Genomic DNA, 25168 nt, shown 5'->3' with positions numbered 1-25168 from the left:
GCCACCGCCCCTGCAGGCGCCGCCTTGCCGACGAAGAGGCCCCTGAGCCGGGCCCCCGTCCGGATAACGCCTTCGCTGACAAGCCAGCGCCTACATGGGGGCGATGAGCTCAGCCTTGCCGGGTGCAATAGAAAGCGGCGGTCGTGTAAGGCACGGTGACCTGGGCCTTGCCCCGCAGCTGCGGCTCGCTGTCGATCAGGGCGGCGATCTGCCGGTCCACGGCCTCGCGTTCGGCCTGGGGCAAGGCGGCGATGAAGCTGGTGGAGCGCACACGGTTGAAGATCACGTCCTCCGGCGTGCCGCTGTGGCCCTGGGTGAAATGCTGTTCCTGCAGAGGCCCGAAACCCGGGTGGGGAAAGGCCTGGCGCCAGGCACCGGTGTAATAGCGCGGGGTATCGGCCTGCAAGGCATTGACGATGGCGTCCAGGCGCGCCACCCAGGGCACCCGGGCATCCCGCAGGTTCCACACCAGGGCCAGCTTGCCGCCGGGCTTGAGCACGCGATGGATTTCCTCCAGTGCCGCGCGGTGGGCAAACCAGTGAAAGGCCTGGGCACAGACCAGCACATCCACCGAGGCATCCTTGAGCGGCAGCGCCTCGGCGCTGCCCTCCAGTACCTGGGCCTCGGGCTGGGCCGCCGCCAGCCTGGCGCGCATTTGCTCGACCGGCTCCACCGCGATCACCTGGGCCCCCGTGGCCAGCAAGCGGCCGGTGAACTTGCCGGTGCCCGCGCCCAGGTCCACCACCACCCTGCCCGGCCCGAGGCCCAGCGTCTCCCGCAGCCAGGGCTCAAGGGCTGGCGGATAGTCCGGCCGGCCCCGCACATAGGTATCGGCGGCCTGTTGGTAGCCGTCGGCCGCAGCATGATGAATCGCCTGATCGTTCATGGATGAACCTCCTCATTGCGGGTGAGTACGAACAGGATAAACCGTGCCCGACAACAGACAGCATGAAACTCCTGTCAGTTGCACCCCCGTTGCAGGAGCAGGCTACAGGAGCTGGCTTGCCAGCGAAGGCGTTATCCGCAGGGGCGCTCGGCTCAGGGGCCTCTTCGCCGCCAAGCCGGCTCCTCCAACGAATCCGCGCCGCACCGCCTGGTAGGCGGCCTTGAGACAAGCGCTGGGCTCTGCGGCCCTTTCACCGGCAAGCCGGCTCCTACGGATTCAGGCCCTGGGCGGGGGCGGCAGGCTCAGGCGAAAACGCGCGCCGCCCAGGGGCGAGGCTTCCACGGTCAGGGTGCCGTCCTGGGCTTCCAGGGCCCGGCGGCTGATGGCCAGGCCCAGGCCGAAGCCGCCGGTGGCGCGGTCGCGGCTGCGGTCCAGGCGGTAGAACGGCTCGAACACCCGCTCGCGCTCGTCGTCGGGAATGCCGATGCCGTCATCGTCGACCCAGATCTCGCAGCCGTCGTCACTGACCAGCACCCCCACCTGGATGCGCTTCTCGCAATAACGGGTGGCATTGCGCAGCAGGTTCTGCAAGGCCCGGGCGGTCAGCCGCGGATCCAGAGTGAAACGTTCCAGGGCACCGTGCAGCAGGACGTCGATGACGATATCCGACTCCAGCTCATCGTCGACACTGCCCAGGATGCTGTCGATGAACTCGTCCAGGGACACCTCGATCTGCTCCGGCAGGCACGCCGGGTTCTGCAGGCGGCTGTAGGACAGCAGCTCAAGTACCAGTTCATCCAGTTCGCGAATGTGCGCCACCAGCCCTTGCAGGCGCTCGCGGCTGGCCGCCGGCAAATCGTCGGAGAGCGCCAGGGCCAGGCCGAAATCCAGCCGGGTCAGGGGCGTGCGCAGTTCGTGGGACACCGCGTTGAGCAGGTCACGCTGCTGGTTCAGGAGTTTTTCGATATCCCCGGCCATGGTGTCGAAGACATTGGCCAGGCTGCCGATGTTGGAACTGGCGGGCAGCTGGGTGCGCTCGCCCAGATGGCCCTTGCCGAAGCGTTCGGCGGTGCGCTTGAGGCGCTCCAGGTCACGCCAGTGCGGGCGCACCCAGAGCAGCAGGCAGGCCAGCAGCACGGCGACGATCAGGACATTGATACTCCAGTACAGCAGGTTGACGTCCAGCGGGTCCGGCGGCACCACCAGCTTCACCGCCAGTTGTTCATCCAGCGGCGACACCGCCAGGGTGCGCCAGCCCCAATCGCCCAGGCGCACCACTTTCTCGCCGCGTTGCAGGCGCTCGCGCTCGTAATCGCTGAAATCCGGGTCGTCGATGCGCACCAGGGCCACCTGCAGCGGGTGGAACTCCTCGTCCATCTCCTTGACCAGGGTCGGCCACTGCTGCGCCGGCAAGGCGCGGAACTGCTTGACGATCAGGCTCTGCAGGCCCCGGGACTGGTCCAGGTTGTAGTCCAGGAAACGCTCGTGGAAAACCTTGATCACCAGGTCCGGGATCAGGTAGATCGCGGCGCTGAAGGCAATGATGGTGATCAGGTACAGACGGACCAGGATGCGCAGCATGGAATCAGCATTCCCACTCGGAACGGCTGAACAGGTAACCCTTGCCCCACACGGTCTTGATCTTGCGCGCCTCGCCGGCGTGATCGTCGAACTTGCGCCGCAGCTTGGAGATCGCCACGTCCACCGAACGATCGGTGCCGTTGAACTCGATGCCCCGCAGGCGCTGCAGGATCTGGTCGCGGCTCAGCACTTCACCGGCATGCCGGGCCAGCACCACCAGCAGGTTGTACTCGCCGCTGGACAGCTCCACCAACTGCTCGCGCCAGGTCACGGTGCGCTCCGACAGGTCGATGCACAGGTTGCCCATGAGGATCTGGTCGCTGGCGCTCTGCGGCTCGCTGAGGCTGCTGCGGCGCAACAAAGTACGGACCCGGGCCAGTAGCACTCGCGGTTCGCAAGGTTTTGTCACATAGTCGTCGGCGCCCATTTCCAGACCCAGCACCTGATCATGGCTATCATCCCGCGCGGTCAGCATCAGGATCGGCAGGGTCGCCGAGTCGGCGCGCAACAGGCGGCAGACTTGCAGGCCATCCAGGCCCGGCAGCATCAGGTCGAGGATCACCAGGTCCGGCGGGCTGGCCTTGGCCCGCTCCCGCACCTGGTCACCACGGCTGATCACGCTGACCTGATAGCCATTGCGTTCCAGGTAGCTGGCGATCAGTTCGGACAGCGCGGTGTCGTCTTCGACAAGAAGAATATTGGGCATGGAGAGCGATCTTTATTGAAGAAATACAGAATACCGGCGTTCTTTATAAGGCACCGGGCAAAACCAGCAAGGCGCCAAGGATATACAACCCTGGCCGCACCGGTGCGCAGGCTTCACACTTTTTCACACAGCACCTACACAGCTTCACAGCGGGCCTTGACCCATGCCCTTAGCATGCCGAGGTCATTATTGGGGTATCAGCATGTCGAATAAACTCTTTGCGCCATTCTGCCTGGTCGTTCTGGCAGCGGCGCTGAGCGCGTGTGGCAAGACCGAAGGCGAGCAGACGCCGCCACCGGCCAAGGTACGGATCGAAACCGTACAGAGCCAGGCCCTGTCCATCACCAGCGAACTGAGCGGGCGCATCGCCGCGCCACGGATCGCCGAAGTCCGCGCCCGGGTGGCCGGGGTGGTGCTGCAACGGACCTTCCGCGAAGGCTCCGACGTCAAGCAGGGCGAGGTCTTGTTCCGCATCGACCCGGCCCCGTTCAAGGCTGACCTGGACAGCGCCCAGGCCAGCCTGCGCAAGGCCGAGGCCACCGCCTTCCAGGCGCAGTTGCAGGAGCAGCGCTATTCCAAGCTGGTCGCCGACCAGGCCATCAGCGGCCAGGAATACGACAATGCCCGGGCTGCGGCACGCCAGGCCAGCGCCGACGTCGCCGCCAACCAGGCCGCGGTGCAGCGGGCCAAGCTCAACCTCGGCTATGCCACCGTCACCGCGCCGATTTCCGGCCGGGTCGGCCGCGCCCTGGTCACCGAAGGCGCCCTGGTGGGCCAGAACGAGACCACGCCGCTGGCGCTGATCCAGCAACTGGACCCGATCCACGCCGACCTGACCCAGTCCACCCGTGAACTCAACGACCTGCGCCGGGCCTTCCGCGCCGGCCAGTTGCAGCAGGTGGGCAAGGACCAGGCCAAGGCGACCCTGATCCAGGACGACGGCAGCCTCTACCCGCTGCCGGGCAAGCTGTTGTTCGCCGATATCAGCGTTGACCCGAGTACCGGGCAGATCATCCTGCGCAGCGAGTTCCCCAACCCGGACCTCGACCTGCTGCCCGGCAGTTTCGTGCGCGTGCGCCTGGAACAGGCGGTCAACCAGCAAGGCATCAGCGTGCCGCAGCGGGCCATCCAGCGCGACAGCGCCGGCATCGCCCAGGTGCTGCTGGTGGATGCGCAAAACAACGTGGTGCAGCACCCGGTGCAACTGGGTGGAGTGCAGAACGATCGCTGGATCGTCACCGAGGGCCTCAAGCCCGGTGACCGGGTGATTGTCGAAGGCCTGCAACACGCCCGCCCCGGCGAGCCGGTGGAAATCGACGCCAGCCCCCTTGCGCACGTCCAGAACCCTGGCCAGTAGGTAGTACACATGCCGCAATTCTTTATTGACCGCCCGGTATTCGCCTGGGTGGTCGCCTTCTTCATCCTGTTGGCCGGCGCCCTGGCGATCCCCCAACTGCCGGTGGCGCAATACCCCACCGTGGCCCCGCCGCAGATCGAGATCTACGCCGCCTACCCGGGCGCCTCGGCGCAGACCCTGGACGAATCGGTGGTCAGCCTGATCGAGCAGGAGCTCAATGGTGCCGACCACCTGCTGTACTTCTCGTCCCAGAGCAGCCTCGGCAGCGCCACCATCACCGCCACCTTCCAGCCGGGTACCAACCCGGAACTGGCCCAGGTGGACGTGCAGAACCGTCTCAAGGCGGTGGAACCGCGCCTGCCCCAGGCGGTAACCCAGCAGGGCCTGCAGGTGGAGAAAGTCTCCGCCGGCTTCCTCTTGCTGATCACCCTGACCTCCAGTGACGGCCGCCTGAACGATGTCGCCCTCAGCGACTACCTGGCGCGCAACGTGATGAACGAGATCCGCCGCCTCGATGGCGTCGGCAAGGCCCAGTTGTACGGTGCCGAGCGGGCCATGCGGATCTGGCTCGACCCGCAGAAACTGATCGGTTTCAACCTGACCCCGGCCGACGTCAACGCCGCGGTGGCGGCGCAGAACGCCCAGGTTCCGGCCGGCAGCATCGGCGACCTGCCCAACCCTGCCAGCCAGGAAATCACCGCGACCATCCTGGTCAAGGGCCAGCTTTCCAGCCCTGAAGAGTTTGCCGATATCGTCCTGCGGGCCAACCCCGACGGCTCCACGGTACGCATCGGCGATGTGGCCCGGGTGGAAGTCGGCAGCCAGGAATACCAATACGGCACCCGCCTGAACGGCAAGCCGTCCACCGCGGTGGGCGTGCAGTTGTCCCCCGGGGCCAACGCGTTGAATACCGCGACCCTGATCCGCGCCAAGATGGACGAGCTGTCGCGCTATTTCCCGGCCGGCGTGGAATACAAGATCCCCTACGACACCTCGCCCTTCGTCAAGGTCTCGATCACCAAGGTGCTCTACACCCTGGCCGAAGCCATGGTGCTGGTGTTCCTGGTGATGTTCCTGTTCCTGCAGAACATCCGCTACACCCTGATCCCCACCCTGGTGGTGCCCGTGGCCCTGATGGGCACCTTCGCCACCATGCTGGCCCTGGGGTTCTCGATCAACGTGCTGACCATGTTCGGCATGGTGCTGGCCATCGGCATCCTGGTGGACGATGCCATCGTGGTGGTGGAGAACGTCGAGCGGATCATGGCCACCGAAGGCCTGTCGCCCAAGGAAGCCACGCGCAAGGCGATGCAGCAGATCACCGGGGCCATCATCGGCATCACCCTGGTGCTGGTGGCGGTGTTCATCCCCATGGCCTTCATGCCCGGCTCGGTGGGGGTGATCTACCAGCAGTTCTCGCTGTCCATGGCCACCTCGATCCTGTTCTCGGCGTTCCTCGCCCTGACCCTGACCCCGGCCCTGTGCGCCACCCTGCTCAAGCCCATTGCGGCGGGCGAACACCATGAACGCACGGGGTTCTTCGGCTGGTTCAACCGGCGCTTCGAACGCCTGAGCGACAGCTATCAGGGCGGCGTGACCTATGCCCTCAAGCGTACCGGCCGCTACCTGCTGATCTACCTGGCGCTGCTGGCGATCATGGCGCTGCTGTTCAGCCGCCTGCCCTCCTCCTTCCTGCCAGTGGAGGACCAGGGCTACACCATCACCGACATCCAGCTGCCACCTGGTGCCAGCCAGAACCGCACGATCAAGGTGGTGGAGCAGATCGAAGCGCACAACGCCAGCGAACCGGGAGTCGGCGACAGCACCATCATTCTCGGCTTCAGCTTCTCGGGTAACGGGCAGAACGCCGCGCTGGCCTTCACCACGCTCAAGGACTGGTCGCAACGGGGCAGCGAGGATTCGGCGATGTCCATCGCCGACCGCGCCAACGCCGCCCTCGGCGCGATCAAGGATGCCGTGGTGTACGCCGTGCTGCCGCCGCCGATCGATGGCCTGGGCACCTCCAGCGGCTTTGAGTTCCGCCTGCAGGACCGTGGCGGCGTCGGCCACGCGGCCCTGATGCAGGCCCGGGACGAGCTGCTCAAGGCCACGGAAAAGAGCCCGATCCTGGCCAACGTCCGGGAAAGTGCCCTGGCCGAAGCGCCGCAGGTGCAACTGGAGGTCGACCGCAAGCAGGCCAACGCCCTGGGCGTGTCCTTTGCCGATATCGGCAGCCTGCTGTCCACCGCCCTGGGGTCGTCCTACGTCAACGACTTCCCCAACCAGGGGCGGATGCAGCGGGTGGTGATCCAGGCCGAAGGCGACCAGCGCAGCCAGGTCGAAGACTTGCTGCGCCTGAACGTGCGCAACAGCGCCGGCAAGATGGTGCCGCTGTCGGCCTTCGTCCGCGCCAGCTGGAGCCTGGGCCCGGCTCAACTGACCCGCTACAACGGCTACCCGGCCATTGCCGTCTCCGGCGAGCCGGCCCCTGGCCACAGTACCGGTGAAGCCATGCAGGAAATCGAACGGCTGGTGGCGCAGTTGCCCACCGGGCTGGGCCTGGAATGGACCGGCCTGTCACTCCAGGAACGGCTGTCCGGCAGCCAGGCGCCGATGCTGCTGGGCCTGTCGCTGCTGATCGTGTTCCTGTGCCTGGCGGCGCTCTACGAGAGCTGGTCGATTCCCACCTCGGTGCTGCTGGTGGTGCCCCTGGGGGTACTGGGCGCAGTGCTGGCGGTGAGCCTGCGCGGCATGCCCAACGACGTGTTCTTCAAGGTCGGCCTGATCACCATCATCGGCCTGTCGGCGAAGAACGCGATCCTGATCATCGAGTTCGCCAAGAGCCTGTACGACGAAGGCCATGATCTGATCGATGCCACGGTGCAGGCTGCACGCCTGCGCCTGCGCCCCATCGTCATGACCTCGCTGGCGTTCATCCTCGGCGTGGTGCCCCTGGCCATCGCCACCGGCGCCAGCTCCGCCAGCCAGCAGGCGATCGGTACCGGGGTGATCGGCGGCATGATCACCGCAACCCTGGCAGTGATCTTCGTGCCGGTGTTCTTCGTGGTGGTGATGAAACTGGTGAAACGCGGTTCGTCCAAGGACTGACATCGCTGCATGGGGTCCCGGTTCCGGGGCCCCTTCTTCTCTTGCCCCCCCTCTTCTCGTCTCAGGCCGCCATGGCCGGGCATACCCGTGCCTGTGGGCAATCCAGGGCGAAAGGCCCGGGAAAGGCCGCAGCGGATTTGCCCGGTGGATTGCCCGCCAGCAGCGCCGGAGCCTTGGCCGCCTGGCTGTGATGGGCGATCTGGTGATTGCATTCGATGGCCCGCGCCAATGCTCCGGCCGAGCCCTGGCCCAGCCCCAGCAGGCTGGTGCCATTGGTGAAGAACGCGAGGAAGGCGGTGATCATCAGACGGCGCCCTTTCATGGCCGTCTCCCCGCTTCGGCATGGAGTACCGGGCTCTGGCCGCTTGCCGCGCCGGAATCAATCAACGCAGCGCTCGGCAGGCCCGCAGCCAGGCTGGCCCAGAGCATCAGAAGCAGATAAAGCCCCAGCGCCAGGTAGGCGCCGTACTTGGCAGAACTGAGGATCGAACGGGCCATGGTGATCTCCTGAGGCGTTTTCGTGCCCAGAGGATCTATCAATCAAACGCCAGTAAAAAGACGTTTATATCCATAGCCATCATCAATTTTCTTGATACTTTAAACTCGCGTCTCAGTCCTGCAACAGGCTGGTCAGACGCTCGCGGGAAGTCTCCGGCTCGCCTTCGACAGGCTGGGCAGAGGACAGGATGGGGGTGGAGTAGAGCAACAGCAGAACCACGGTCAGACGCATCACCATGCTATCGATCCTTGCTCGGGAAAGAGTCAATAATTCAGCGTCAAATTTAAACACATGGCTATATGACACTACCAAGCAAAATTTGCCTGGCGGGAAGAATAAGTCGCAAACAGGTGATGCAGGAGCGACATCACTGCTTCAGTGACTTCGCTCCTGCATACCTTGGGTTTGCTGCTTGCGGGGTGATCCGGAGCGCTCATTGCTGGGCTTTGTGATCCAGGGCGGCGTAGAAGTTGGCGCTTTGTTGCAGGTACTTCTGGGTGTAGGTGTTGGTGCTGGATTTCTTCTGGCTGATTTCCACGCTGGCGCTGGCAGGCAGTGCCACGGTGGCGGAAATGGCGGAGGCTGCGATCACGGAGAAGAGATTGAAGTTCATCGGTATAACCCTCGTATTCAGTTGGCTTGCTTGCCCGTGTGGGCCGTGAAGCAAACTTACTCCCGAGGGTTGGCGGGAAAAAATTCTTTGCGGCAGTAGCCATTATCAGCGTCGTTAATAGAAGGAGTCAGGCCCCGGACGCCGGGGCCTGCGGTCTATTGACGCACCAGGAATTTGATATCGCTGGGGGAATCGAACGGCAGTTTCTGCACGGTCTTGCCCAGGAAACCGGTCTTGGCGTCGCGCTCGATCACCACGATCTCGTTGCTTTTCTGGTTGCCGATCAGCACATAGCGGTTGCTCGGGTCGAGGCTGAACTCCCGTGGGTGATCGCCTTCCACCGAACGCCGCTGGATTTCCTTGAGCTGGCCATTGGCCGGGTCGATGGCAAACACCAGCAACTGGTTGGCGGTGCCCCGGTTGCTGACATACAGGTACTGGCCGTCCTTGGAAGCGTGCAAGGCCGCGGCGGCCTTTTTCTCCTTGGAGCCGTTGGCCGCCAGGTCGAGCATCTGACGCTGAGTCAGCTTGCCGTCCTGGTAGTCGAAAACTGCCAGTTGAGCGCTCATTTCCATGGTCAGGTAGGCATGCTTGCCATCGGCGCTGAACAGCAGGTGCCGCGGGCCACTGCCCGGCGGCAGCTGGACGAAGGCCGGGTCGGCCGGGCTCAGCGGGTGTTCCGCATTGGCCTTGGGGTCATAGCGATAGACGAAGATCTTGTCCGCACCCAGGTCGTTGGCGAACAGGAACTTGCCGTCCGGGGACGGCACCGACGAATGCACGTGGGCCGATTGTTGGCGCTCGGGGTCGACCCGGCTGGCCGGATGACTGGTGAGCTGCACCACCGGCGACAGATGACCGTCATCGCTGACCGGCACCACCGCCAGGCTGCCGCCCGGATCCACATCCACCGAATAGTTGCTGACGAACAGGTAGTTGCCGTCGGCACTCAGGCTGGAATGGGTGGGCTCGTTACCCTGGCTCTGCACCTGGTTGATCAGGCTCAGTTGATGGGTTTTCGGCGCAAGGCTGTAGCTGCTGACACGACCGATGGGGTCGGCCTGCCCCGGGCTGTTCTCATTCACCGCGAAGACGAACTTGAGGTCCTTGGACAAGGTCAGCCAGGACGGGTTGGAGCTCTTCACCACCTGCAGCGGCTTGGGGTCGATCTGCCCGGTGCGCTCATTGAATTGCAGGCGGTACAGACCCTGGCTCTGGCCCTGGGTATAGGACCCTACCAGCAGCTCATGGGTTTCGGTGGCCGGCGCGGCCTGGACCGCCATGGCACCGACACTGCCGGCCATCAGCAGGGGCCAGAAATTACGCATCTTCATGTTCACCTTCCTCTTCGTCGCGGGCACTGAACGCGCTCATGCACACCAGGCGGTGCTCACCGGAGTCGCCTGCCAGGGTCCAGCTCTGCAAGTCCTGGTCGAAGGTCGCGGCCTGGACCTGGGCCAGGGTAAAGCTCCAGCGCTTGGCCGCGCGGCCGTCCATGCACTCGATCAGCAGGCGCTGCTCGTCGAGGGTGAAATCGAAGGCGTGCAGGCCGTCGATTTCCAGCATGTCGCAGGCTTCAAGGGCGCAGAGCAAGGTGTCGGTAGCAGCGGTCATAGCGATCAGTCATCAGATGGAAAGGCGCAATGATAGCTGATTGGCGCTGCCGGGTTGGGCCAGCATTGCGCCGCGCAAGCGACTGCCCCGGATACACCCTCCGACAGGCACTGCCGGGGCCGCCCGGTTCTTCAGCACCACCCGCTTTCCCCTCGGAACACCAGGCATGAAAAAGCCGCACCCGAGGGTGCGGCTGAGTACTCATGCAACGGGATCAGTGGGCGAACAGCGAGTTACCCTTCTGCCCCGCCAGCTTCTCCGGCTTGATCAGGAACCGCGCCAGGGCCGGCAGCAGCCACAGGGCACCGAACATGTTCCACAGCAGCATGAAGGTCAGCATCAGGCCCATGTCGGCCTGGAACTTGATGGCTGAGAAGATCCAGGTGCACACGCCGATGGCCAGGCACAGGCCGGTGAACAGCACGGCCTTGCCGGTGGAGCGCAGGGTCTGGTAGTAGGCCTCCTGCAGCGGCAGGCCGGCCCGCAGGAAGCTCTCCAGGCGGCTGTAGATATAGATGCCGTAGTCCACGCCGATGCCCACCCCCAGCGCCACCACCGGCAGGGTCGCCACCTTGACCCCGATGCCCATGAAGGCCATCAGCGCGTTGCCCAGCACCGACGTCAGCACCAGTGGCAGGACGATGCACAGGGTCGCCGCCCAGGAGCGGAAGGTGATCATGCACATGCCGGCCACGCAGATGTAGACCAGGATCAGGATGGTCAGCTCGGACTCCTTGATCACCTCGTTGGTCGCGGCCTCGATCCCGGCGTTGCCGGCAGCGAGAATGAACTCCAGGCCGTCCTTGTTGTGCTGCGTGGCGAACTCCTGCACCGCATGCACCGCGCGATCCAGGGTCGCGGCCTTGTGGTCGTTGAGGAACACCAGCACTGGCGCCAGGGAGCAGTTGTTGTTGTACAGGCCGTCGGCCCGGGCAATGGAGTTGTTCAGTACGTCAGGGTTGCGCGACAGGGTTTCCCACTTCAGGTTGCCCTCGTTCATGCCCTTGATCATCTGCTTGGAGACGGTCACCAGGGAAATCGCCGACTGCACGCCCTCGGTGTTCTGCATCTTCCACATCAACTCGTCGATGGGCGCCATGGCCTCATAGCGCGAGCAGCCTTCGGCCGCGGTCTTGACCATCACCACCAGCACGTCGGAACTGGTGGAGTAGTTGCTGATGATGAAGTTGTTGTCCTTGTTGTAGCGCGAATCGGGACGCAACTCCGGGGCGCCCTGGTCGAGGTCGCCGATCTTCAGGTTCTGGCTGTACCAGAGGCCGCCGGCAAAGGCCACCAGGGCCAGGGCGATGGAAATCGGCGCGACTTTGGGGCTGGCGAAATTGGACAGCAGGCGCCAGAACGGATGCTCGCGGGAAGCGTCCTTCTTGCTGCGCTCGATGGCGCGCTTGCTGATGCCGACGTAGGAAATCGCCACCGGCAGCAGGATCAGGTTGGTGAACACGATCACCGCCACACCGATGGAGGCACCGATGGCCAGCTCGCGGATCACCCCGATATCGATGATCAGCAAGGTGATGAAGCCCACGGCGTCGGCGAGGATCGCGATCATCCCCGGCAGGAACAGCTGGCGGAAGGTGCGCCGCGCCGCGGTCAGGGCATTGTCGGCATCACTGGACTGCAAGGCGATGCCGTTGATCTTCTGCACCCCGTGGGAAATGCCGATGGCGAAGATCAGGAACGGCACCAGCATCGAATACGGGTCCAGGCCGAAGCCGAAGGCGTGCATCAGGCCCAATTGCCAGACCACCGCCACCAGGGTGGTGATCAACACCGCGATGGTGCTGCGGATGCACCAGGTGAACCAGTACAGCAGCACCAGGGTGATGATGAAGGCCACGCCGAAGAACATCACCACCATGATCAGGCCGTCGATCAGGTCGCCGACCTTCTTGGCGAAGCCGACGATGTGGATCTTCACATTGGGGTTCTGCGCCTCGAACTTGTCGCGGATCTTCTCTTCCAGCTGGTGGGAGAATTTCTGGTAGTCCAGGGCCAGCAGCTTGCCCTGGTCCTGCGGGTCCGGGTAGGACTCCAGCAGCGGGATATCGACGATGCTGGACTTGAAGTCGTTGGCCACCAGGCGCCCGACCTGGCCGGACTTGAGCACGTTGTTGCGCAACTGTTCGAGGCTGTCGGCCGAACCGTTGTAGCTCTGGGGAATCACCTCGCCGCCGGCGAAGCCCTCTTCGGTCACTTCGGTCCAGCGCACGCTGGGGCTCCACAGCGACTTGAGCCCGGAGCGATCGACGCCGGAGATGTAGAACACCTCGTCGTTGATCTGCCGCAGGGTTTCCATGTAGTCCTTGGTGAAGATGTCGCCGTCGCGGGCCTCCACCGAGATGCGCACGGTGTTGCCCAGGTTCGCCAGGTCGTTGCGGTGCTCCATCATCCGCTCGATGAACGGGTGCTTGAGCGGGATCATCTTCTCGAAGCTGGTGGACGGCCGGATCAGGGTCGCCTGCCAGAACAGGAAAGCGCTGACCAGCAAGCAGATGAAGATCACTGCCGGGCGGTTATTGAAAATCAGGCGCTCAAGAAAGTTCGCCTTGTCCTGGTGATGACTGCTCATGGAATTCCCCACCTTCTTATTATGTGCCCGGCTTATTGGCCGAGTTCAGCGCCCGTTGCTGCAGAAACCCGTACACCGCCCTGCCCGGCCAGGATCAGGTCGCCGTTGCCGGCAGCGGTGACCGCCGACAGCGAGATGCGGTCCGCACGGTTGAATACGCTGAAGGTCTGGCCGTGGTCGGTGCTGCGGATCACGCTGCCGCCGTTGCCGACGATCACCAGCGAGCCATCGTCCAGCAGGGTCGCCCCCGACAGGCCGAACTCCAGGGCGCCACGGGCGGCGTTCAACTCCACCTGTTCCCAGGTGCTGCCAAAATCCGTGGAGCGGTAGAGATTGCCGCGCAGGCCATAGACCAGCAGAGTGGCCGGCTGGCCGGTGCCGATCACGCCGAACAACGAGCCTTCATAGGGGCCTTCGAGGCGCTCCCAGGTCTGCCCGTCATCGGCGGAGCGGAACATGCTGCCCTGCTCGCCGACAATGAACAGCCCGGAATCCTTGACCTGGGCAATGGCGTTGAGGTGGAACTGGTCCTCGTTGTCCAGACGGTCGCTGACGTCCTCCCAATGCTGGCCGCCATCGCTGGTTTCCAGCAGGGCCCCGTAGGCGCCCACGGCGTAGCCGGTCTGGGTGTCCTTGAACCATACATCGAGCAAGGGTGCCTCGCGCTTGAGGTCCTGGAACTGCCGGGTCCAGGTGGCACCGCCGTCGCTGCTGGCCAGGACCTGGGCATCGTGGCCCACCGCCCAGCCGCGCTTATCATCGACGAAGTACACCGCCGTCAGCAGTTGCCGGGTCGGCACCTTGGCCTGGACCCAGGTCTGGCCCTGGTCGTCGGAATAGAGAATGTGCCCGCGATCGCCCACCGCCACCAGGCGCTTGCCGGCGTGGACCACATCGAGCATCAGGCTTTTCGCCGCCTTGGGCGATTCGATGGAATAGACAGAATCCGCTGCAGTGGCAGCGGCCAGGACTGGCGTCGACAGCGTCACGACGCCCAACAGCGAGAGCGCTGTAGCCAACAGTGCGAACGTGCGCAGCGCCGGCGGGCGGCCAACAACCACACCCATGACAGGCTCACTCATAGACCATTCCCCCATTATTATTGTCAGGTCATTCAACCTCTCAGGGCGCCTTGAGGGGGCTGCGCAGGCCTGGGCGATCATGACGATCGTCCTGGAAACTGCAATCTAGAGCCCCTTCGGCTGCGGGCTATCCTATCGGGCTTTGGAAAGGTCTGACAATCGACGCCACGTTATCTTTTGTTAACCATCAGCCCCTGCCGAAACCCTGCATGATCGGCCATTCGCAAGACTGATGGATGTGTCTAGGCCGCGTCTGCGCGACAGTGGGACAAAGCCTGATCCAGGACAGGGGCCGACACTCCCCGGCCGGGGCTATGATGAGCCGGACAGACTTCAGGACAGAGCCATGATTGCCATACGCGAGGCGTGGAAAGCCGGATTGCTGGGACGTGCACACTGGGGCCGCAACCTGGTGTCCGGGGTGATTGTCGCAGTGGTGGCGCTGCCCCTGGCCATGGCCTTCGCCATCGCCTCCGGGGTCAAGCCCGAACAGGGTATCTACACCGCCATCGTCGGCGGCCTGCTGGTGTCGCTGTTCGGCGGCAGCCGGGTGCAGATCGCCGGGCCCACCGGGGCCTTTATCGTGATCCTTGCCGGGGTCACCGCCCAATACGGGGTCGGCGGCCTGCAACTGGCGACCCTGATGGCCGGGTTGATCCTGTTCCTGCTGGGCATCAGCCGCCTGGGCGCCCTGATCAAGTTCATCCCGGACCCGGTGATCCTGGGCTTCACCGCCGGTATCGGGGTAATCATCTGGGTCAGCCAGTGGAAGGATTTCTTCGGCCTGCCCGCGGTCAGCGGCGAGCACTTTCATCAGAAACTCTGGCACCTGCTGCAAGCCCTGCCCCAACTGCACCTGACCACCACCCTGCTGGCCCTGCTGAGCCTGGCGCTGCTGCTATGGGTGCCGCGCATCCCCCAGCTCAAGCGTTTGCCGGCCCCCCTGCTGGCCATGACCCTGGCCACGGCCTTGCAGTCGCTGTTCCAGTTCCAGGGCGTGGCCACCATTGGCAGTGCCTTCGGTGGCATTCCCCAGGGCTTGCCGGCGTTGCAGTTTCCAGAGGTCAGCCTGCCGCAGGTCCTGGACCTGATCGGCCCGGCCTTCGCCATCGCCATGCTCGGGGCCATCGAATCGCTGCTGTCGGCGGTGGTGGCCGATGGCATGGCTGGCACCCGCCATGACTCCAACCAGGAACTGATGGGCCAGGGCATCGCCAACCTGGTCACCCCGCTGTTCGGCGGTTTCGCCGCCACCGGCGCCATTGCCCGTACCGCCACCAATATCCGCAACGGCGGCAGCAGCCCGCTGGCGGGTATCGTCCATGCCCTGGTGCTGCTGCTGATCATCCTGTTCCTGGCGCCGCTGGCAGCGAACATTCCGCTGTGCGCCCTGGCGGCGATCCTGTTCGTGGTGGCCTACAACATGAGCGAGCTGCACCACTTCAAGCGCATGCTGCAACGGGCCCCCCGGGCCGATGTGGCGATCCTGCTGTGCACCTTTGTGCTGACCGTGTTCAGCGACCTGGTGATCGCGGTGAACATCGGCGTGGTCCTGGCCATGCTGCATTTTCTGCGGCGCATGGCCTCCTCGGTGGAGGTGCAACAAGTGGTGGAACAGGATCTGCAGCAGGAACTGCACCACAGTGGCCAGCAGCACCTGCCACCGGGCGTGCTGATCTACACCATCGAAGGGCCGTTGTTCTTTGGCGCCGCGGAGACCTTCGAACGGGCCCTGGCCCAGACCCACAGCGACCCGCAGGTGCTGATCATCCGCCTCAAGCATGTGCCGTTCATGGACATCACCGGGCTGCAGACCCTGGAAGAAGTGATAGGCCAGCTGCACAAGCGCGCGATTGTGGTGAAGCTGTGCGAAGCCAACCTCAAGGTGCACGGCAAGCTGGAGCGGGTCGGCATCCTGCACGCCATAGGCGCGCAGAACTATCACCGCGACTTGAGCGAAGCGCTACAGAGCCAAATCCCCCCTGCCTCCCCACCACCACCGCTCGCGTAGGAGCTGGCTTGCCAGCGAAGGGATGCCGAGGGCGGTACAAGGCTTGAGGGCCTCTTCGCCGGCAAGCCGGCTCCTACAGAGGGGGTATGCGGTGGTTTGGGTCCGTAGGAGCTGGCTTGCCAGCGAACGCGATGCCGGGGGCGATACAAGCCTCAGGCGAGGCTTTTGCTCACCACCTCGAACACATCGCTGGACAGCTCGCCGGAGGCGCGGATGCGCTCCAGTTCGCCTTTCATCAGTGCCTGGCGGGCACTGTCGTATTTGCGCCAGCGAGTCAGCGGCGCCAGTTGCCGCGAGGCAATCTGCGGGTTGAAGCCGTTGAGCTGGATCACCAGGTCCGCCAGGAAGCGATAGCCCGAACCATCGGCGGCGTGGAAGTTGATCAGGTTCTGCCCGGCAAACGCCCCCACCAGCGCCCGCACCTTGTTCGGGTTCTTGATGTTGAACGCCGGGTGCTGCATCAGTGCCTTGACCCGCTCCAGGCCACCGGGCAACGGGCTGCCGGCCTGCACGCTGAACCATTGGTCCATGACCAGGGCGTTGTCCTTGAAGTTCTCGGCGAATACTTCTAGGGCCTTGGCCTTCTCGGCCTCGAACGGCGAGTTGACCAGCACTGCCAGGGCGGTCAGGCGCTCGGTCATGTTGTCGGCGCTGTCGAACTGTTCGATGGCCGCAGCCAGTACCTCGGGCTTGTGGGTCAGCATCAGGTACGACAGGGCGATGTTCTGCAGCGCGCGACGGGCAAAATGCTCGGACTCGGCCACGTAGGCGGTGGCCTTGGACACCTGCCGATTGGCCTGATAGCGCTTCCACAGGGCATCGAACAGACTGTCAGCCAGTTGCTGACGGGCAAACTCGCGAGCCGCGTGGATCGCCTCGACATCCGCCACTTCGCTGATCTCGGTGAGGTAGGCCTCGCCCGGCAGGGACAGCATTTCGGCGACCATGGCCTGATCCAGGCTGTCATCGGCGAGCACAGTGCCCAGGGCAGCCACCAGACGTTCGTCCATCACCAGCGCCCGGCCCTGTTGGTGCTGGGCGATCAGTTCCTGCAACACCTGCACCGACAATTGCTGGCCGGCGTCCCAGCGGTTGAAACCGTCGCTGTCGTGCTGCATGAGGAACATCAGCTGGTCACGGTTGTAGGGGAAGCTCAGCTTCACCGGAGCCGAGAAACCCCGCAGCAGCGAGGGCAGCGGATGTTCGGCGATGTCGACGAAGGTAAAGGTCTGCTCGGCCTCGGTCACCGACAACACGCGGGACGAGCCCTGGGCGGCGGCTTCACCCGCCAGGCGCAAGGCCATGTCGGCACCGGTGCTATCGAGCAGGCCCAGGGCCACCGGAATCACGAACGGCAGTTTCTCGACCTTGTCCGGGGTTTGCGGGCAGCTCTGGCGGAAGGTCAGGCTGTAGGTTTTCGCCGCTGCGTCGTAGGACTCGCTGACCGCCAGCCGCGGCGTACCGGCCTGGCTGTACCAGCGCTTGAACTGGGTCAGATCGACGCCGTTGGCGTCTTCCATGGCCTTGACGAAGTCGTCGCAGGTCACGGCCTGGCCGTCATGGCGCTCAAAGTACAGGTCGCTGCCCTTACGGAAGCCTTCGGCACCGAGCAAGGTGTGGATCATGCCGACAACTTCCGAACCCTTTTCGTACACGGTCAGGGTGTAGAAGTTGGAGATCTCGATAAAGCTTTCCGGACGCACGGCGTGGGCCATGGGGCCGGCGTCTTCGGCGAACTGGTGGGTCCGCAGGTACGCCACGTCCTGGATGCGCTTGACCGTGGCCGAGTTCATGTCCGCGGAGAAACCGGCGTCGCGGAACACTGTGAAACCTTCCTTGAGCGACAGCTGGAACCAGTCGCGGCAGGTCACCCGGTTGCCCGACCAGTTATGGAAGTATTCGTGGGCAACGATGGCCTCGACCCGCTGGTGCGCGGCGTCGGTGGCGGTTTCGGCACGGGCCAGCACGGCGCTGGAGTTGAAGATGTTCAGGCCCTTGTTTTCCATGGCGCCCATGTTGAAGTCGTTGACCGCGACGATCATGAAGATGTCCAGGTCGTACTCGCGGCCATAGGTCTCTTCGTCCCAGCGCATGGACTTCTTGAGGCTGTTCATCGCGTGCTGGCACTTGTCGATGTTTTCCGGCTCGACATAGATGCGCAGCGCCACGTCGCGACCGCTCTGGGTGCGGAAGCTGTCTTCCACGCACCACAGGTCTCCGGCCACCAGGGCGAACAGGTAGGCCGGTTTCATGAACGGGTCTTCCCAGGTCGCCCAGTGCCGGCCGTCTTCTCCCGGGCCGCTGGCGATCGGGTTGCCGTTGGACAGCAGCACCGGGTAGCTGTGCTGCTCGGCGACCACGGTGGTGGTGAACTTGCTCATCACGTCCGGGCGGTCGAGGTAATAGGTGATCTTGCGAAAGCCCTCGGCCTCGCACTGGGTGCAGAACATGCCACTGGACTTGTACAGGCCTTCCAGGGCGGTGTTGCTTTCCGGGTGGATGCGCACGCTGGTGTCCAGGGTGAAACTGGCGCTGGTCGGGTGCAGGGTCAGGTGGCTGTCGTCCAACTGGTAGTCGCTGGCACTCAGGGCCTGATCGGACAGGCTCACCGACAGCAACTCCAGTTGCTGGCCGTCCAGCACCAGGGGCGGCAGGCCGGCGCCCCGGGCCGGGTTGCGACGCATCACCAGCTGCGCATGGACCAGGCTGTGGTCCTCGAACAACTCGAAGGTCAGGTGGGTCTCGTCGATCAGGTACTCGGGGGCCTGATAGTCCTTCAGGTAGATCATCTTCGGTTGGTCGGTGCGCATGACGAATTCCTTCTACTGATGCACGGCGAGCTGGTACGCCGTGTATTTGCGAATGTTGATCACGCCGGTGTCGAAGATCAGGTACTGGCCCTTGATCCCCAGCAACGTGCCTTCGGCGATCGGATTCTTGTCCAGGTTGAAGCTGACGATCTTGGTCGGATACTCCACGACCGGATAGCGGATTTCCAGAGGCTCGATATCGGTCACCGGCTGGATCGCCTGCAGGCCGAAACGCTCCTGCAGGGCCAACAGGCCCTCGGCGCAGGCGGCGAACAGCTGCTCGCGCACTGCCACCAGGTCCACTGCCTGGGCATCACCCTTGAGCAAGGCGCGCCAGTTGGTCTTGTCGGCCACCTGGGAACGGAACAGGTCTTCGACGAAGCCCGATTGCTGGCGGGTCGCCACGCGCATGATCGGCAGCGCCTGGCTGGCCCCCTGGTCGAGCCAGCGGGTCGGCAGTTGGGTGGCGCGGGTGATGCCGACCTTGATCCCCGACGAGTTGGCCAGGTAGACCACGTGGTCGGTCATGCAGAACTGCTCGCCCCATGACGGATCGCGGCAAGTACCGGCGTCGTAGTGGCAGCGTTCCGGGCTCATGATGCAGATATCGCACTGGGCCAGCTTGGTCATGCACGGGTAGCAGTAGCCCTGGCTGAAGCTGGTCTTGGTCTTGCGCCCGCAATGGCTGCAATGGATCGCACCCAGGTATTCCAGGCGCACTGTGGTGCCGATCAAGGGGTTGACCGGTACCTCGCTGTCGCCCAGGCGAAAAGCGTATTCAACGTTCGACCCGTCAAGGCGCGCCGACATTTTACTGATGGAGCCGCGGCCAATCTCGATCAATGGATGGCATCCGACTTGAACAGGATGTTCGGCACCGGCGCCGACTTCGAGGCGCATTCCTGCGGGCCCATGTAGCCGGTACGTTGATCCTCGGGCAGATTCTGCATTTCCCAGGCGATCATCGCCTGCAGGGACAGTTCACGCTGTTCGGCGGTGAGCTTGCGGCCATCGGACCATTTGCCGATCTCTACCGCCAGTTTCAGGCTCTGGTAGATCTCGGGGGTGATGTTTTCGATCATTTCAACAAAGGACGACATACAAGACTCCAGCGTTTAAAGGGCCCGTCGGCGGCTATACAAGCCGCCCAACAGGCCGGTGAGGCATCCGATAAGCAACCCGCCAACGTGGGCGGCGTTGGCGATTTCACCGAAACCGATCATCGAGACCAGCCCGGACAGGCACAGCAGCAGCCACACCAGCATCATCACCAGCACGCCCCGGGGCAGGCGGTAGATGGGGTTGGGGGCCAGCAATTGATAGATCCAGCAATGCCCGAGCAGGCCGTAGAGCACCCCGGACAGGCCGCCGAACAGGGTCGGCCCGCTGAAGTAGTACTGCGCGTAATTCGACACCAGGCTGAACAGCAGGGTCAGGCCCAGCAGGTTGATGCCGCCCTGGCGCATTTCGATGCGCCGCCCCAGCTCCCAGTACCACATGCCGTTCATGGCGATATGCAGGAAGCCGAAGTGGATCAGCATCGGCGTCACCAGGCGCCACCACTGTCCCGCTGCCAGGCTGTCGGCCAGGGAGCTGAACTGGATGTAGTCGCCAACCACGCGGAACTCGAGGAAGGTGAACCAGCTCAGGGTCTGCAGGTTGTCGCCGAGCAAGGTGATACCGCATACCGCCAGGCTCAAGAGCAGGATCAGCGCGGTGACCGGGCTGCTGCGCAGTTGCTGGACGAAGCCGGGGCGCGCCGGGGCACTGGCCTGGGGAATGTCCAGTTGCTGATCGGGGTCGCCCTGGGGAAAGCGCTGGTACAGGCCACGCACGTCCTCGCTGATGGATTCCGGCACCCAGAGCACCTGCTCCCCCGCCTCCTCGCTGACCCGGTGAGGCACCTGCATGCGTTGCAGCAGCTTGACGAAGCCGCTCAGGTCCGTCGCCAGGGGCAGGCGCAATACCGCTACCGCACTCATCGCACTACCTCGGGCCGTTCAACGTCGACCCAGACAAATTTATTCGGATCCAGGCGGGTTTCCTGGTCCAGCCGATACGCGGCGAGCTTGCCGTAGAGCACCGCGCTGTAGTCCAGGCACGCCAGGTTGGGACGGATCGGCGCCGGCTTGCCGCTGCGCCAGTAGTGCCCGACGAACAGCATCGGTTCCTCGGCGCCATAACGCAGCAGGCTGTTCTTCTCGGCCGGGGACAACGGCGTGCGGGCCACAGGCTCGGGCAAGGCGTCGGGCTGGAACACGATGTCGCCGTAGGTCTGCGGGTCGTCTTCCCAGAACTTGGTACGGAAGAAGGCGCGGGTCAGGCCGTCGCCGCTGGTCATGGTCAGGCCATGGGGCAGGCGCATGTCGGTGCCCCGCAGCAGGCGGTCGAAGGCGGTACAGGCAAAGCTGTCGGGAACGGCCGCGGACTGCAGGAACTCGCGGTCGATGCAGCCGTTGGGGTACTGCTGGCGCAGCGGCGCGATCAGGCCGGCATCCCAGCAGGCGTGCACCACACGGAAACGGCCGGCGTCGACGAACAGCGGCAATTCATAGAACCACTGCAGGAAATCGTGCCAGTCACCCGGGTGCTGTTCGAACTGGGTCAGGGTCTCGTGGATCAGCCGGGCATGGCGCGGGGTGTGCTCGCGCACGAACTGCTTGCCGCTGCCTTCGGCCGCCGGAGTGCTCCAGCCCAGGGCATTGAACTCGTGGTTGCCCATGATGCACAGGGCCTGACCGGCCTCGACCATGTCGTGGACGATGTGCAGGGACTCACGGATACGCGGGCCGCGGTCGATGATATCGCCGAGGAACACCGCCATGCGCGACGGGTGCCGCCAGACGCCGGCCTGCTTGTGATAACCGAGCCGATCCAGCAAGTGCTCCAGGGTCAGGGCGCAACCGTGCACGTCACCGATCAGGTCGTAGCTACGCGCGGGATCGAGCATCAGTCGCCTCCACCGCCCAGCCGGCTGCCCCAGCCGAGTTTGGTCCGGCAGACCTCGTAGTAGTTGTGGTCCAGCGGGTGGATCAGGCGCAGTTTTTGCGCCTTCTTGCTGACCGTGATGGTGTCGCCCGGGGCACAGGTGAAATGGTTCTGCCCGTCACAGGAAACTTGCGGATAGATCTGCATATCTTTGGACACGACGATTTTCAGCTCGCTGTTGCCATCGACCACGATCGGTCTTCCCGACAAGGTATGGGGGTACATCGGCACAATCACAATGGCATCCAGCTTGGGATGCATGATCGGCCCGCCGGCGGACAGGGCGTAGGCCGTGGAACCGGTGGGCGTGGCGACGATCAGGCCGTCGGCCTTCTGGCTGCAGACGAACTGGCCGTCGATGTAGATCTCGAACTCGATCATCCGCGTCGACTTGCCCGGGTGCAGCACCACATCGTTCAGCGCATCGCCCTGGCCGATGGCCTCGGCATGGCGGCGCACCTCGGCCTGCAGCAGGAAGCGGTTCTCTACCAGGTAGTGGCCGTCCAGCACCTCGGCGACCTTGACCTCCAGCTCGTCGGGGCGGATGTCGGTGAGAAAGCCCAGGCTGCCGCGGTTGATCCCCAGCACCGGGATGTTGTGCCGGGCCAGGGCCCGGGCGGCGCCCAGCAGGCTGCCGTCGCCACCGACCACGATGACCATGTCGCAGACCTCGCCCAGCAACTTGCGCGAGGAAGTCTGCAGGCCGTGGCCGGGCAGCACTTCGGCGATGGTGTCCTCAAGGATCACGTGCAGGTGCCGCGCCAGCAGAAACTTTTTCAGTCGGCGAACTGTGTCCAGCACCTGGGAACTGCCCAGGCGACCGATAATGCCGATATTGCGAAATTGCTCCATGGGGCTCCTGCGGGGTTCGGGTACGGGCGAAACGGAGGATTATGGGCGAAACCCGGCGTTAGACAAAATCCTTTCAGCCACACGGGCTTAGCCAGCCCTGCCGCAACTGCGAGTGGCACGCATTTATCGCGATCGGCCCGGGTTTGCGTCTATGCTCGCAAGATGCTCCTGTTCCCTGATCTGCTCGGCCTTCCCCGCCAGTTGCGTCAACCTGAAGTCCGCGACCTCGCCTGGGTCATCCTCGCGCCGCCGATGCTCAGCCACACGCCCTGGCCGCAGCGCCACCCGCTCGCCGGCAGCGACTGGGTCCAGGCGCCGCAACTGCTGGCCCACTGGCTGCGCTGCCAGGACCTGGACAGCCGCGCCCTGCGCCAGTGGCTGGCCGAAGGCCCGACCCGGCGCCTGGGCCTGTATTACGAACGCCTCTGGCAATTTGCCGTCCGCCACGCCCCCGGGGTCGAGCTGCTGGCGGCCAACCTGCCAATCCGCCGCGGCGGCCACACCCTGGGTGAACTGGACATGCTGCTGCGCGACCGTGACGGCGTGCACCACCTGGAACTGGCGATCAAGCTGTACCTGGGCCCCCAGGCCGGCAATGGCCAGGACAGCGCCCAATGGCTGGGCCCCGGCTGCCATGACCGCCTGGACCGCAAGCTGGCGCACCTGGATGGGCACCAACTGCCGATTTCCGCCCGGGACGAAAGCCGCGAAGCCCTGGCGGCACTGGATATCCACCAGTTCAGCGCGCACCTGTGGCTGGGGGGCTACCTGCTGTACCCCTGGCCGGGTCGCGCCGAACCGCCCCAGGGCGCCCACCCGCAACACCTGTGCGGGCGCTGGCTGCATCAGCGCGACTGGCCGGCATTTTTCGCCCAGAGCGCCCCGGGGCGCTGGCAGCCCCTGCCCCGCCACGCCTGGCTGGCGCCGGCCCACTACCCGGCCGAGCAGGCCTGGACCGCCACGCAACTGCAGCAATGGCTGGCGGAACTTGCCCCCCAGGCCCCGGCGCAGTTGCTGGTACGCCTGGAGCAAACCCCTGAAGGCGGCTGGGAAGAAGCCGAACGCCTGTTCCTGGTGGCCGATCTCTGGCCCCACGTCCCCCCGCAGCCCTCCTGACAATCAGCCGCAGGAGCGGACTTGCCGGCGAAGACGCCCCTATGCGGCAAGCCGGCGCCTACATCAGAGACAGGCGCAGCGCCAGGGCCGCCAGGGTCGCCAGCAACACCGGCAGCGTCAGCACGATGCCGACCCGGAAGTAGTACCCCCAGCCAATGTGAATACCCTTGCGCTCCAGTACATGCAGCCAGAGCAGGGTCGCCAGGCTGCCGATGGGGGTGATCTTCGGCCCCAGGTCGCTGCCGATGACGTTGGCGTAGATCATCGCGTCCTTGACCACCCCAGTGGCCTGGCTGGCATCGATGGACAAGGCGCCGATCAGCACTGTCGGCAGATTGTTCATCAGCGATGACAAGCCCGCCGTGAGCAACCCGGTGCCCAGGGCCGCGCCCCAGATCCCGCCGCCGGCAAAGGCATCCAGCCAGCCGGCCAGGTACGCCGTGAGCCCGGCATTGCGCAGGCCGTACACCACCAGGTACATGCCCAGGGAAAAAATCACGATCTGCCAGGGCGCTTCCCTGAGCACCTTGCGCGTGGAGATCCGGTGCCCGCGGGCGGCAATCGCCAGCAGCAGCGCCGCGCACACCGCGGAAATAGCGCTGATGGGAATGCCCAGCGGCTCCAGGGCAAAACAGCCCAGCAGCAGGATCAGCAACACCCACCAGCCGGCCATGAAGGTCGCCCGGTCATGGATGGCGCTGGCGGGCTCGGCCAGTTGTCGGGGGTCGTAATCCAGCGGGATATCGCGGCGGAAGAACCACAGCAGCACCACCAGGGTGGCAGCCACGCTCACCAGGTTGACCGGCAGCATCACCAGCGCATAACGGTTGAAGCCAATCTTGAAGAAGTCCGCGGAGACGATGTTCACCAGGTTCGAAACCACCAGCGGCAGGCTCGCGGTGTCGGCAATGAACCCCGCGCCCATGACAAAGGCCAGGGTCGTGGCCGGTGAAAAGCGCAAGGCCAGGAGCATGGAAATGACGATGGGGGTCAGGATCAGCGCGGCGCCGTCATTGGCGAACAGCGCCGAGACCAGCGCCCCCAGCAATACCATGAAGGCAAACAGCCGCCTGCCCCGCCCTCGCCCCCAGCGCGCCACATGCAGCGCGGCCCAGGCAAAGAACCCGGCCTCGTCCAGCAGCAGGCTGATGATGATCAGCGCGACAAAGGTACCGGTGGCATTCCAGATGATCTGCCAGACCACCGGGATATCCGCCCATTGCACCACCCCGAACAACAGCGCCAGGGTTGCGCCGAACACGGCGCTCCAGCCAACGCCCAGGCCCTTGGGCTGCCAGATCACCAAGGTAATGGTCAGCAGGAAAATCGATACGGCAATCAACATGAGAGAGGGT

The 25168-nt window shown here is 64.5% G+C and carries 22 protein-coding genes; 4 read left to right on the top strand and 18 right to left on the bottom strand.

Annotation, left to right across the window (positions count from 1 at the left end; genetic code table 11):
• Window positions 1–109: 109 nt before the first annotated feature.
• The 3 genes from M2395_RS04575 to M2395_RS04565 all read right to left on the bottom strand — a co-directional run bounded on the left by M2395_RS04575 (window position 110) and on the right by M2395_RS04565 (window position 3173).
• A complete protein-coding gene (locus M2395_RS04575; protein WP_015635798.1) occupies window positions 110–886 on the bottom strand; it encodes a class I SAM-dependent methyltransferase in 777 nt (258 codons plus the stop codon).
• Window positions 887–1162: 276 nt separating this feature from the next.
• Window positions 1163–2467 carry an ATP-binding protein gene (locus M2395_RS04570; protein WP_011061551.1) on the bottom strand — a complete coding sequence of 435 codons (1305 nt, stop codon included), beginning with the start codon at window positions 2465–2467 and terminating at the stop codon, window positions 1163–1165.
• A 4-nt stretch (window positions 2468–2471) separates the two neighbouring features.
• Window positions 2472–3173, bottom strand: coding sequence for a response regulator transcription factor (locus M2395_RS04565; protein WP_011061552.1), 702 nt, complete (start codon window positions 3171–3173; stop codon window positions 2472–2474).
• Between the two features lie 202 nt (window positions 3174–3375).
• Between M2395_RS04565 and M2395_RS04560 the strand changes: the two genes are divergently transcribed.
• Window positions 3376–4530, top strand: a complete 1155-nt coding sequence (locus M2395_RS04560; protein WP_011061553.1) for an efflux RND transporter periplasmic adaptor subunit — start codon at window positions 3376–3378, stop codon at window positions 4528–4530.
• Between the two features lie 9 nt (window positions 4531–4539).
• Window positions 4540–7638, top strand: a complete 3099-nt coding sequence (locus tag M2395_RS04555) for an efflux RND transporter permease subunit (protein WP_019095826.1) — start codon at window positions 4540–4542, stop codon at window positions 7636–7638.
• Between the two features lie 61 nt (window positions 7639–7699).
• Here M2395_RS04555 and M2395_RS04550 read toward each other — a convergent pair whose 3' ends face one another.
• From M2395_RS04550 to M2395_RS04515, 8 genes are all read right to left on the bottom strand, one after another.
• Complete coding sequence (locus M2395_RS04550) at window positions 7700–7960, bottom strand: hypothetical protein (RefSeq protein ID WP_041118453.1); 261 nt, start codon at window positions 7958–7960, stop codon at window positions 7700–7702.
• Complete coding sequence (locus tag M2395_RS04545; RefSeq protein ID WP_123430689.1) at window positions 7957–8136, bottom strand: hypothetical protein; 180 nt, start codon at window positions 8134–8136, stop codon at window positions 7957–7959. The genes M2395_RS04550 and M2395_RS04545 overlap by 4 nt, the downstream gene beginning before the upstream one ends.
• Window positions 8137–8248: 112 nt before the next feature.
• Entirely contained in the window at window positions 8249–8374 is a 126-nt protein-coding gene (locus M2395_RS04540; protein WP_015635802.1) for a hypothetical protein, read from the bottom strand.
• A 196-nt stretch (window positions 8375–8570) separates the two neighbouring features.
• Complete coding sequence (locus tag M2395_RS04535) at window positions 8571–8750, bottom strand: hypothetical protein (protein WP_015635803.1); 180 nt, start codon at window positions 8748–8750, stop codon at window positions 8571–8573.
• Between the two features lie 155 nt (window positions 8751–8905).
• Window positions 8906–10084 carry a lactonase family protein gene (locus M2395_RS04530; RefSeq protein WP_019094608.1) on the bottom strand — a complete coding sequence of 393 codons (1179 nt, stop codon included), beginning with the start codon at window positions 10082–10084 and terminating at the stop codon, window positions 8906–8908.
• Window positions 10071–10364: a DUF5629 family protein gene (locus M2395_RS04525; RefSeq protein WP_015635805.1), complete on the bottom strand. Its 294-nt coding sequence runs from the start codon at window positions 10362–10364 to the stop codon at window positions 10071–10073. The genes M2395_RS04530 and M2395_RS04525 overlap by 14 nt, the downstream gene beginning before the upstream one ends.
• A gap of 214 nt (window positions 10365–10578) precedes the next feature.
• Window positions 10579–12954, bottom strand: a complete 2376-nt coding sequence (locus tag M2395_RS04520; RefSeq protein ID WP_011061561.1) for an RND family transporter — start codon at window positions 12952–12954, stop codon at window positions 10579–10581.
• Window positions 12955–12986: 32 nt separating this feature from the next.
• Entirely contained in the window at window positions 12987–14036 is a 1050-nt protein-coding gene (locus M2395_RS04515) for a YCF48-related protein (protein ID WP_011061562.1), read from the bottom strand.
• A 346-nt stretch (window positions 14037–14382) separates the two neighbouring features.
• Here M2395_RS04515 and M2395_RS04510 point away from each other — a divergent pair, with 346 nt between their 5' ends.
• Entirely contained in the window at window positions 14383–16047 is a 1665-nt protein-coding gene (locus tag M2395_RS04510) for a SulP family inorganic anion transporter (protein ID WP_077934207.1), read from the top strand.
• 152 nt (window positions 16048–16199) lie between these two features.
• Here M2395_RS04510 and pepN read toward each other — a convergent pair whose 3' ends face one another.
• The 6 genes from pepN to M2395_RS04480 are packed head-to-tail and all read right to left on the bottom strand — an operon-like array spanning window position 16200 to window position 22697.
• Complete coding sequence (pepN, locus tag M2395_RS04505; protein WP_015635807.1) at window positions 16200–18857, bottom strand: aminopeptidase N; 2658 nt, start codon at window positions 18855–18857, stop codon at window positions 16200–16202.
• A gap of 12 nt (window positions 18858–18869) precedes the next feature.
• Complete coding sequence (locus M2395_RS04500; RefSeq protein WP_019092921.1) at window positions 18870–19700, bottom strand: DUF2797 domain-containing protein; 831 nt, start codon at window positions 19698–19700, stop codon at window positions 18870–18872.
• The gene (locus tag M2395_RS04495; RefSeq protein WP_011061566.1) at window positions 19697–19957 is read right to left on the bottom strand and encodes a YeaC family protein; all 261 of its coding nucleotides are present in this window, start codon (window positions 19955–19957) and stop codon (window positions 19697–19699) included. Before M2395_RS04495 ends, M2395_RS04500 begins: the two co-directional genes overlap by 4 nt.
• 15 nt (window positions 19958–19972) lie before the next feature.
• Window positions 19973–20839, bottom strand: coding sequence for a rhomboid family intramembrane serine protease (locus M2395_RS04490; RefSeq protein ID WP_041118467.1), 867 nt, complete (start codon window positions 20837–20839; stop codon window positions 19973–19975).
• A complete protein-coding gene (locus M2395_RS04485) occupies window positions 20836–21810 on the bottom strand; it encodes a metallophosphoesterase (RefSeq protein ID WP_169891843.1) in 975 nt (324 codons plus the stop codon). The genes M2395_RS04490 and M2395_RS04485 overlap by 4 nt, the downstream gene beginning before the upstream one ends.
• The gene (locus M2395_RS04480) at window positions 21807–22697 is read right to left on the bottom strand and encodes an NAD(+) kinase (RefSeq protein ID WP_007920913.1); all 891 of its coding nucleotides are present in this window, start codon (window positions 22695–22697) and stop codon (window positions 21807–21809) included. Before M2395_RS04480 ends, M2395_RS04485 begins: the two co-directional genes overlap by 4 nt.
• A 162-nt stretch (window positions 22698–22859) precedes the next feature.
• On the opposite strand from M2395_RS04480, the gene M2395_RS04475 reads away from it, so the two are divergent.
• Entirely contained in the window at window positions 22860–23813 is a 954-nt protein-coding gene (locus M2395_RS04475) for a DUF1853 family protein (protein ID WP_015635810.1), read from the top strand.
• A 58-nt stretch (window positions 23814–23871) separates the two neighbouring features.
• Here the strand turns inward: M2395_RS04475 and M2395_RS04470 are convergent, their stop codons facing one another.
• The gene (locus M2395_RS04470) at window positions 23872–25158 is read right to left on the bottom strand and encodes an arsenic transporter (protein ID WP_011061570.1); all 1287 of its coding nucleotides are present in this window, start codon (window positions 25156–25158) and stop codon (window positions 23872–23874) included.
• Between the last annotated feature and the right edge of the window lie 10 nt (window positions 25159–25168).

The sequence above is a fragment of the Pseudomonas sp. BIGb0176 genome, assembly GCF_024810175.1.
GTDB lineage: Bacteria > Pseudomonadota > Gammaproteobacteria > Pseudomonadales > Pseudomonadaceae > Aquipseudomonas > Aquipseudomonas protegens.
The sequence above is the reverse complement of the archived record's forward strand: the minus strand, read 5'-3'. Positions and strand labels throughout refer to the sequence as shown.

Bases quoted from the DNA above. Each gene is read 5' to 3' on its own strand.
- M2395_RS04550 (WP_041118453.1), bottom strand. From the start codon at position 7,960: ATGAAAGGGCGCCGTCTGATGATCACCGCCTTCCTCGCGTTCTTCACC.
- M2395_RS04480 (WP_007920913.1), bottom strand. From the start codon at position 22,697: ATGGAGCAATTTCGCAATATCGGCATTATCGGTCGCCTGGGCAGTTCC.
- M2395_RS04475 (WP_015635810.1), top strand. From the start codon at position 22,860: ATGCTCCTGTTCCCTGATCTGCTCGGCCTTCCCCGCCAGTTGCGTCAA.
- M2395_RS04555 (WP_019095826.1), top strand. From the start codon at position 4,540: ATGCCGCAATTCTTTATTGACCGCCCGGTATTCGCCTGGGTGGTCGCC.
- M2395_RS04530 (WP_019094608.1), bottom strand. From the start codon at position 10,084: ATGAAGATGCGTAATTTCTGGCCCCTGCTGATGGCCGGCAGTGTCGGT.
- M2395_RS04560 (WP_011061553.1), top strand. From the start codon at position 3,376: ATGTCGAATAAACTCTTTGCGCCATTCTGCCTGGTCGTTCTGGCAGCG.
- M2395_RS04545 (WP_123430689.1), bottom strand. From the start codon at position 8,136: ATGGCCCGTTCGATCCTCAGTTCTGCCAAGTACGGCGCCTACCTGGCG.
- M2395_RS04520 (WP_011061561.1), bottom strand. From the start codon at position 12,954: ATGAGCAGTCATCACCAGGACAAGGCGAACTTTCTTGAGCGCCTGATT.
- M2395_RS04495 (WP_011061566.1), bottom strand. From the start codon at position 19,957: ATGTCGTCCTTTGTTGAAATGATCGAAAACATCACCCCCGAGATCTAC.
- M2395_RS04565 (WP_011061552.1), bottom strand. From the start codon at position 3,173: ATGCCCAATATTCTTCTTGTCGAAGACGACACCGCGCTGTCCGAACTG.
- M2395_RS04490 (WP_041118467.1), bottom strand. From the start codon at position 20,839: ATGAGTGCGGTAGCGGTATTGCGCCTGCCCCTGGCGACGGACCTGAGC.
- M2395_RS04515 (WP_011061562.1), bottom strand. From the start codon at position 14,036: ATGAGTGAGCCTGTCATGGGTGTGGTTGTTGGCCGCCCGCCGGCGCTG.
- M2395_RS04535 (WP_015635803.1), bottom strand. From the start codon at position 8,750: ATGAACTTCAATCTCTTCTCCGTGATCGCAGCCTCCGCCATTTCCGCC.
- M2395_RS04525 (WP_015635805.1), bottom strand. From the start codon at position 10,364: ATGACCGCTGCTACCGACACCTTGCTCTGCGCCCTTGAAGCCTGCGAC.
- M2395_RS04570 (WP_011061551.1), bottom strand. From the start codon at position 2,467: ATGCTGCGCATCCTGGTCCGTCTGTACCTGATCACCATCATTGCCTTC.
- pepN (WP_015635807.1), bottom strand. From the start codon at position 18,857: ATGCGCACCGACCAACCGAAGATGATCTACCTGAAGGACTATCAGGCC.
- M2395_RS04510 (WP_077934207.1), top strand. From the start codon at position 14,383: ATGATTGCCATACGCGAGGCGTGGAAAGCCGGATTGCTGGGACGTGCA.
- M2395_RS04575 (WP_015635798.1), bottom strand. From the start codon at position 886: ATGAACGATCAGGCGATTCATCATGCTGCGGCCGACGGCTACCAACAG.
- M2395_RS04470 (WP_011061570.1), bottom strand. From the start codon at position 25,158: ATGTTGATTGCCGTATCGATTTTCCTGCTGACCATTACCTTGGTGATC.
- M2395_RS04540 (WP_015635802.1), bottom strand. From the start codon at position 8,374: ATGGTGATGCGTCTGACCGTGGTTCTGCTGTTGCTCTACTCCACCCCC.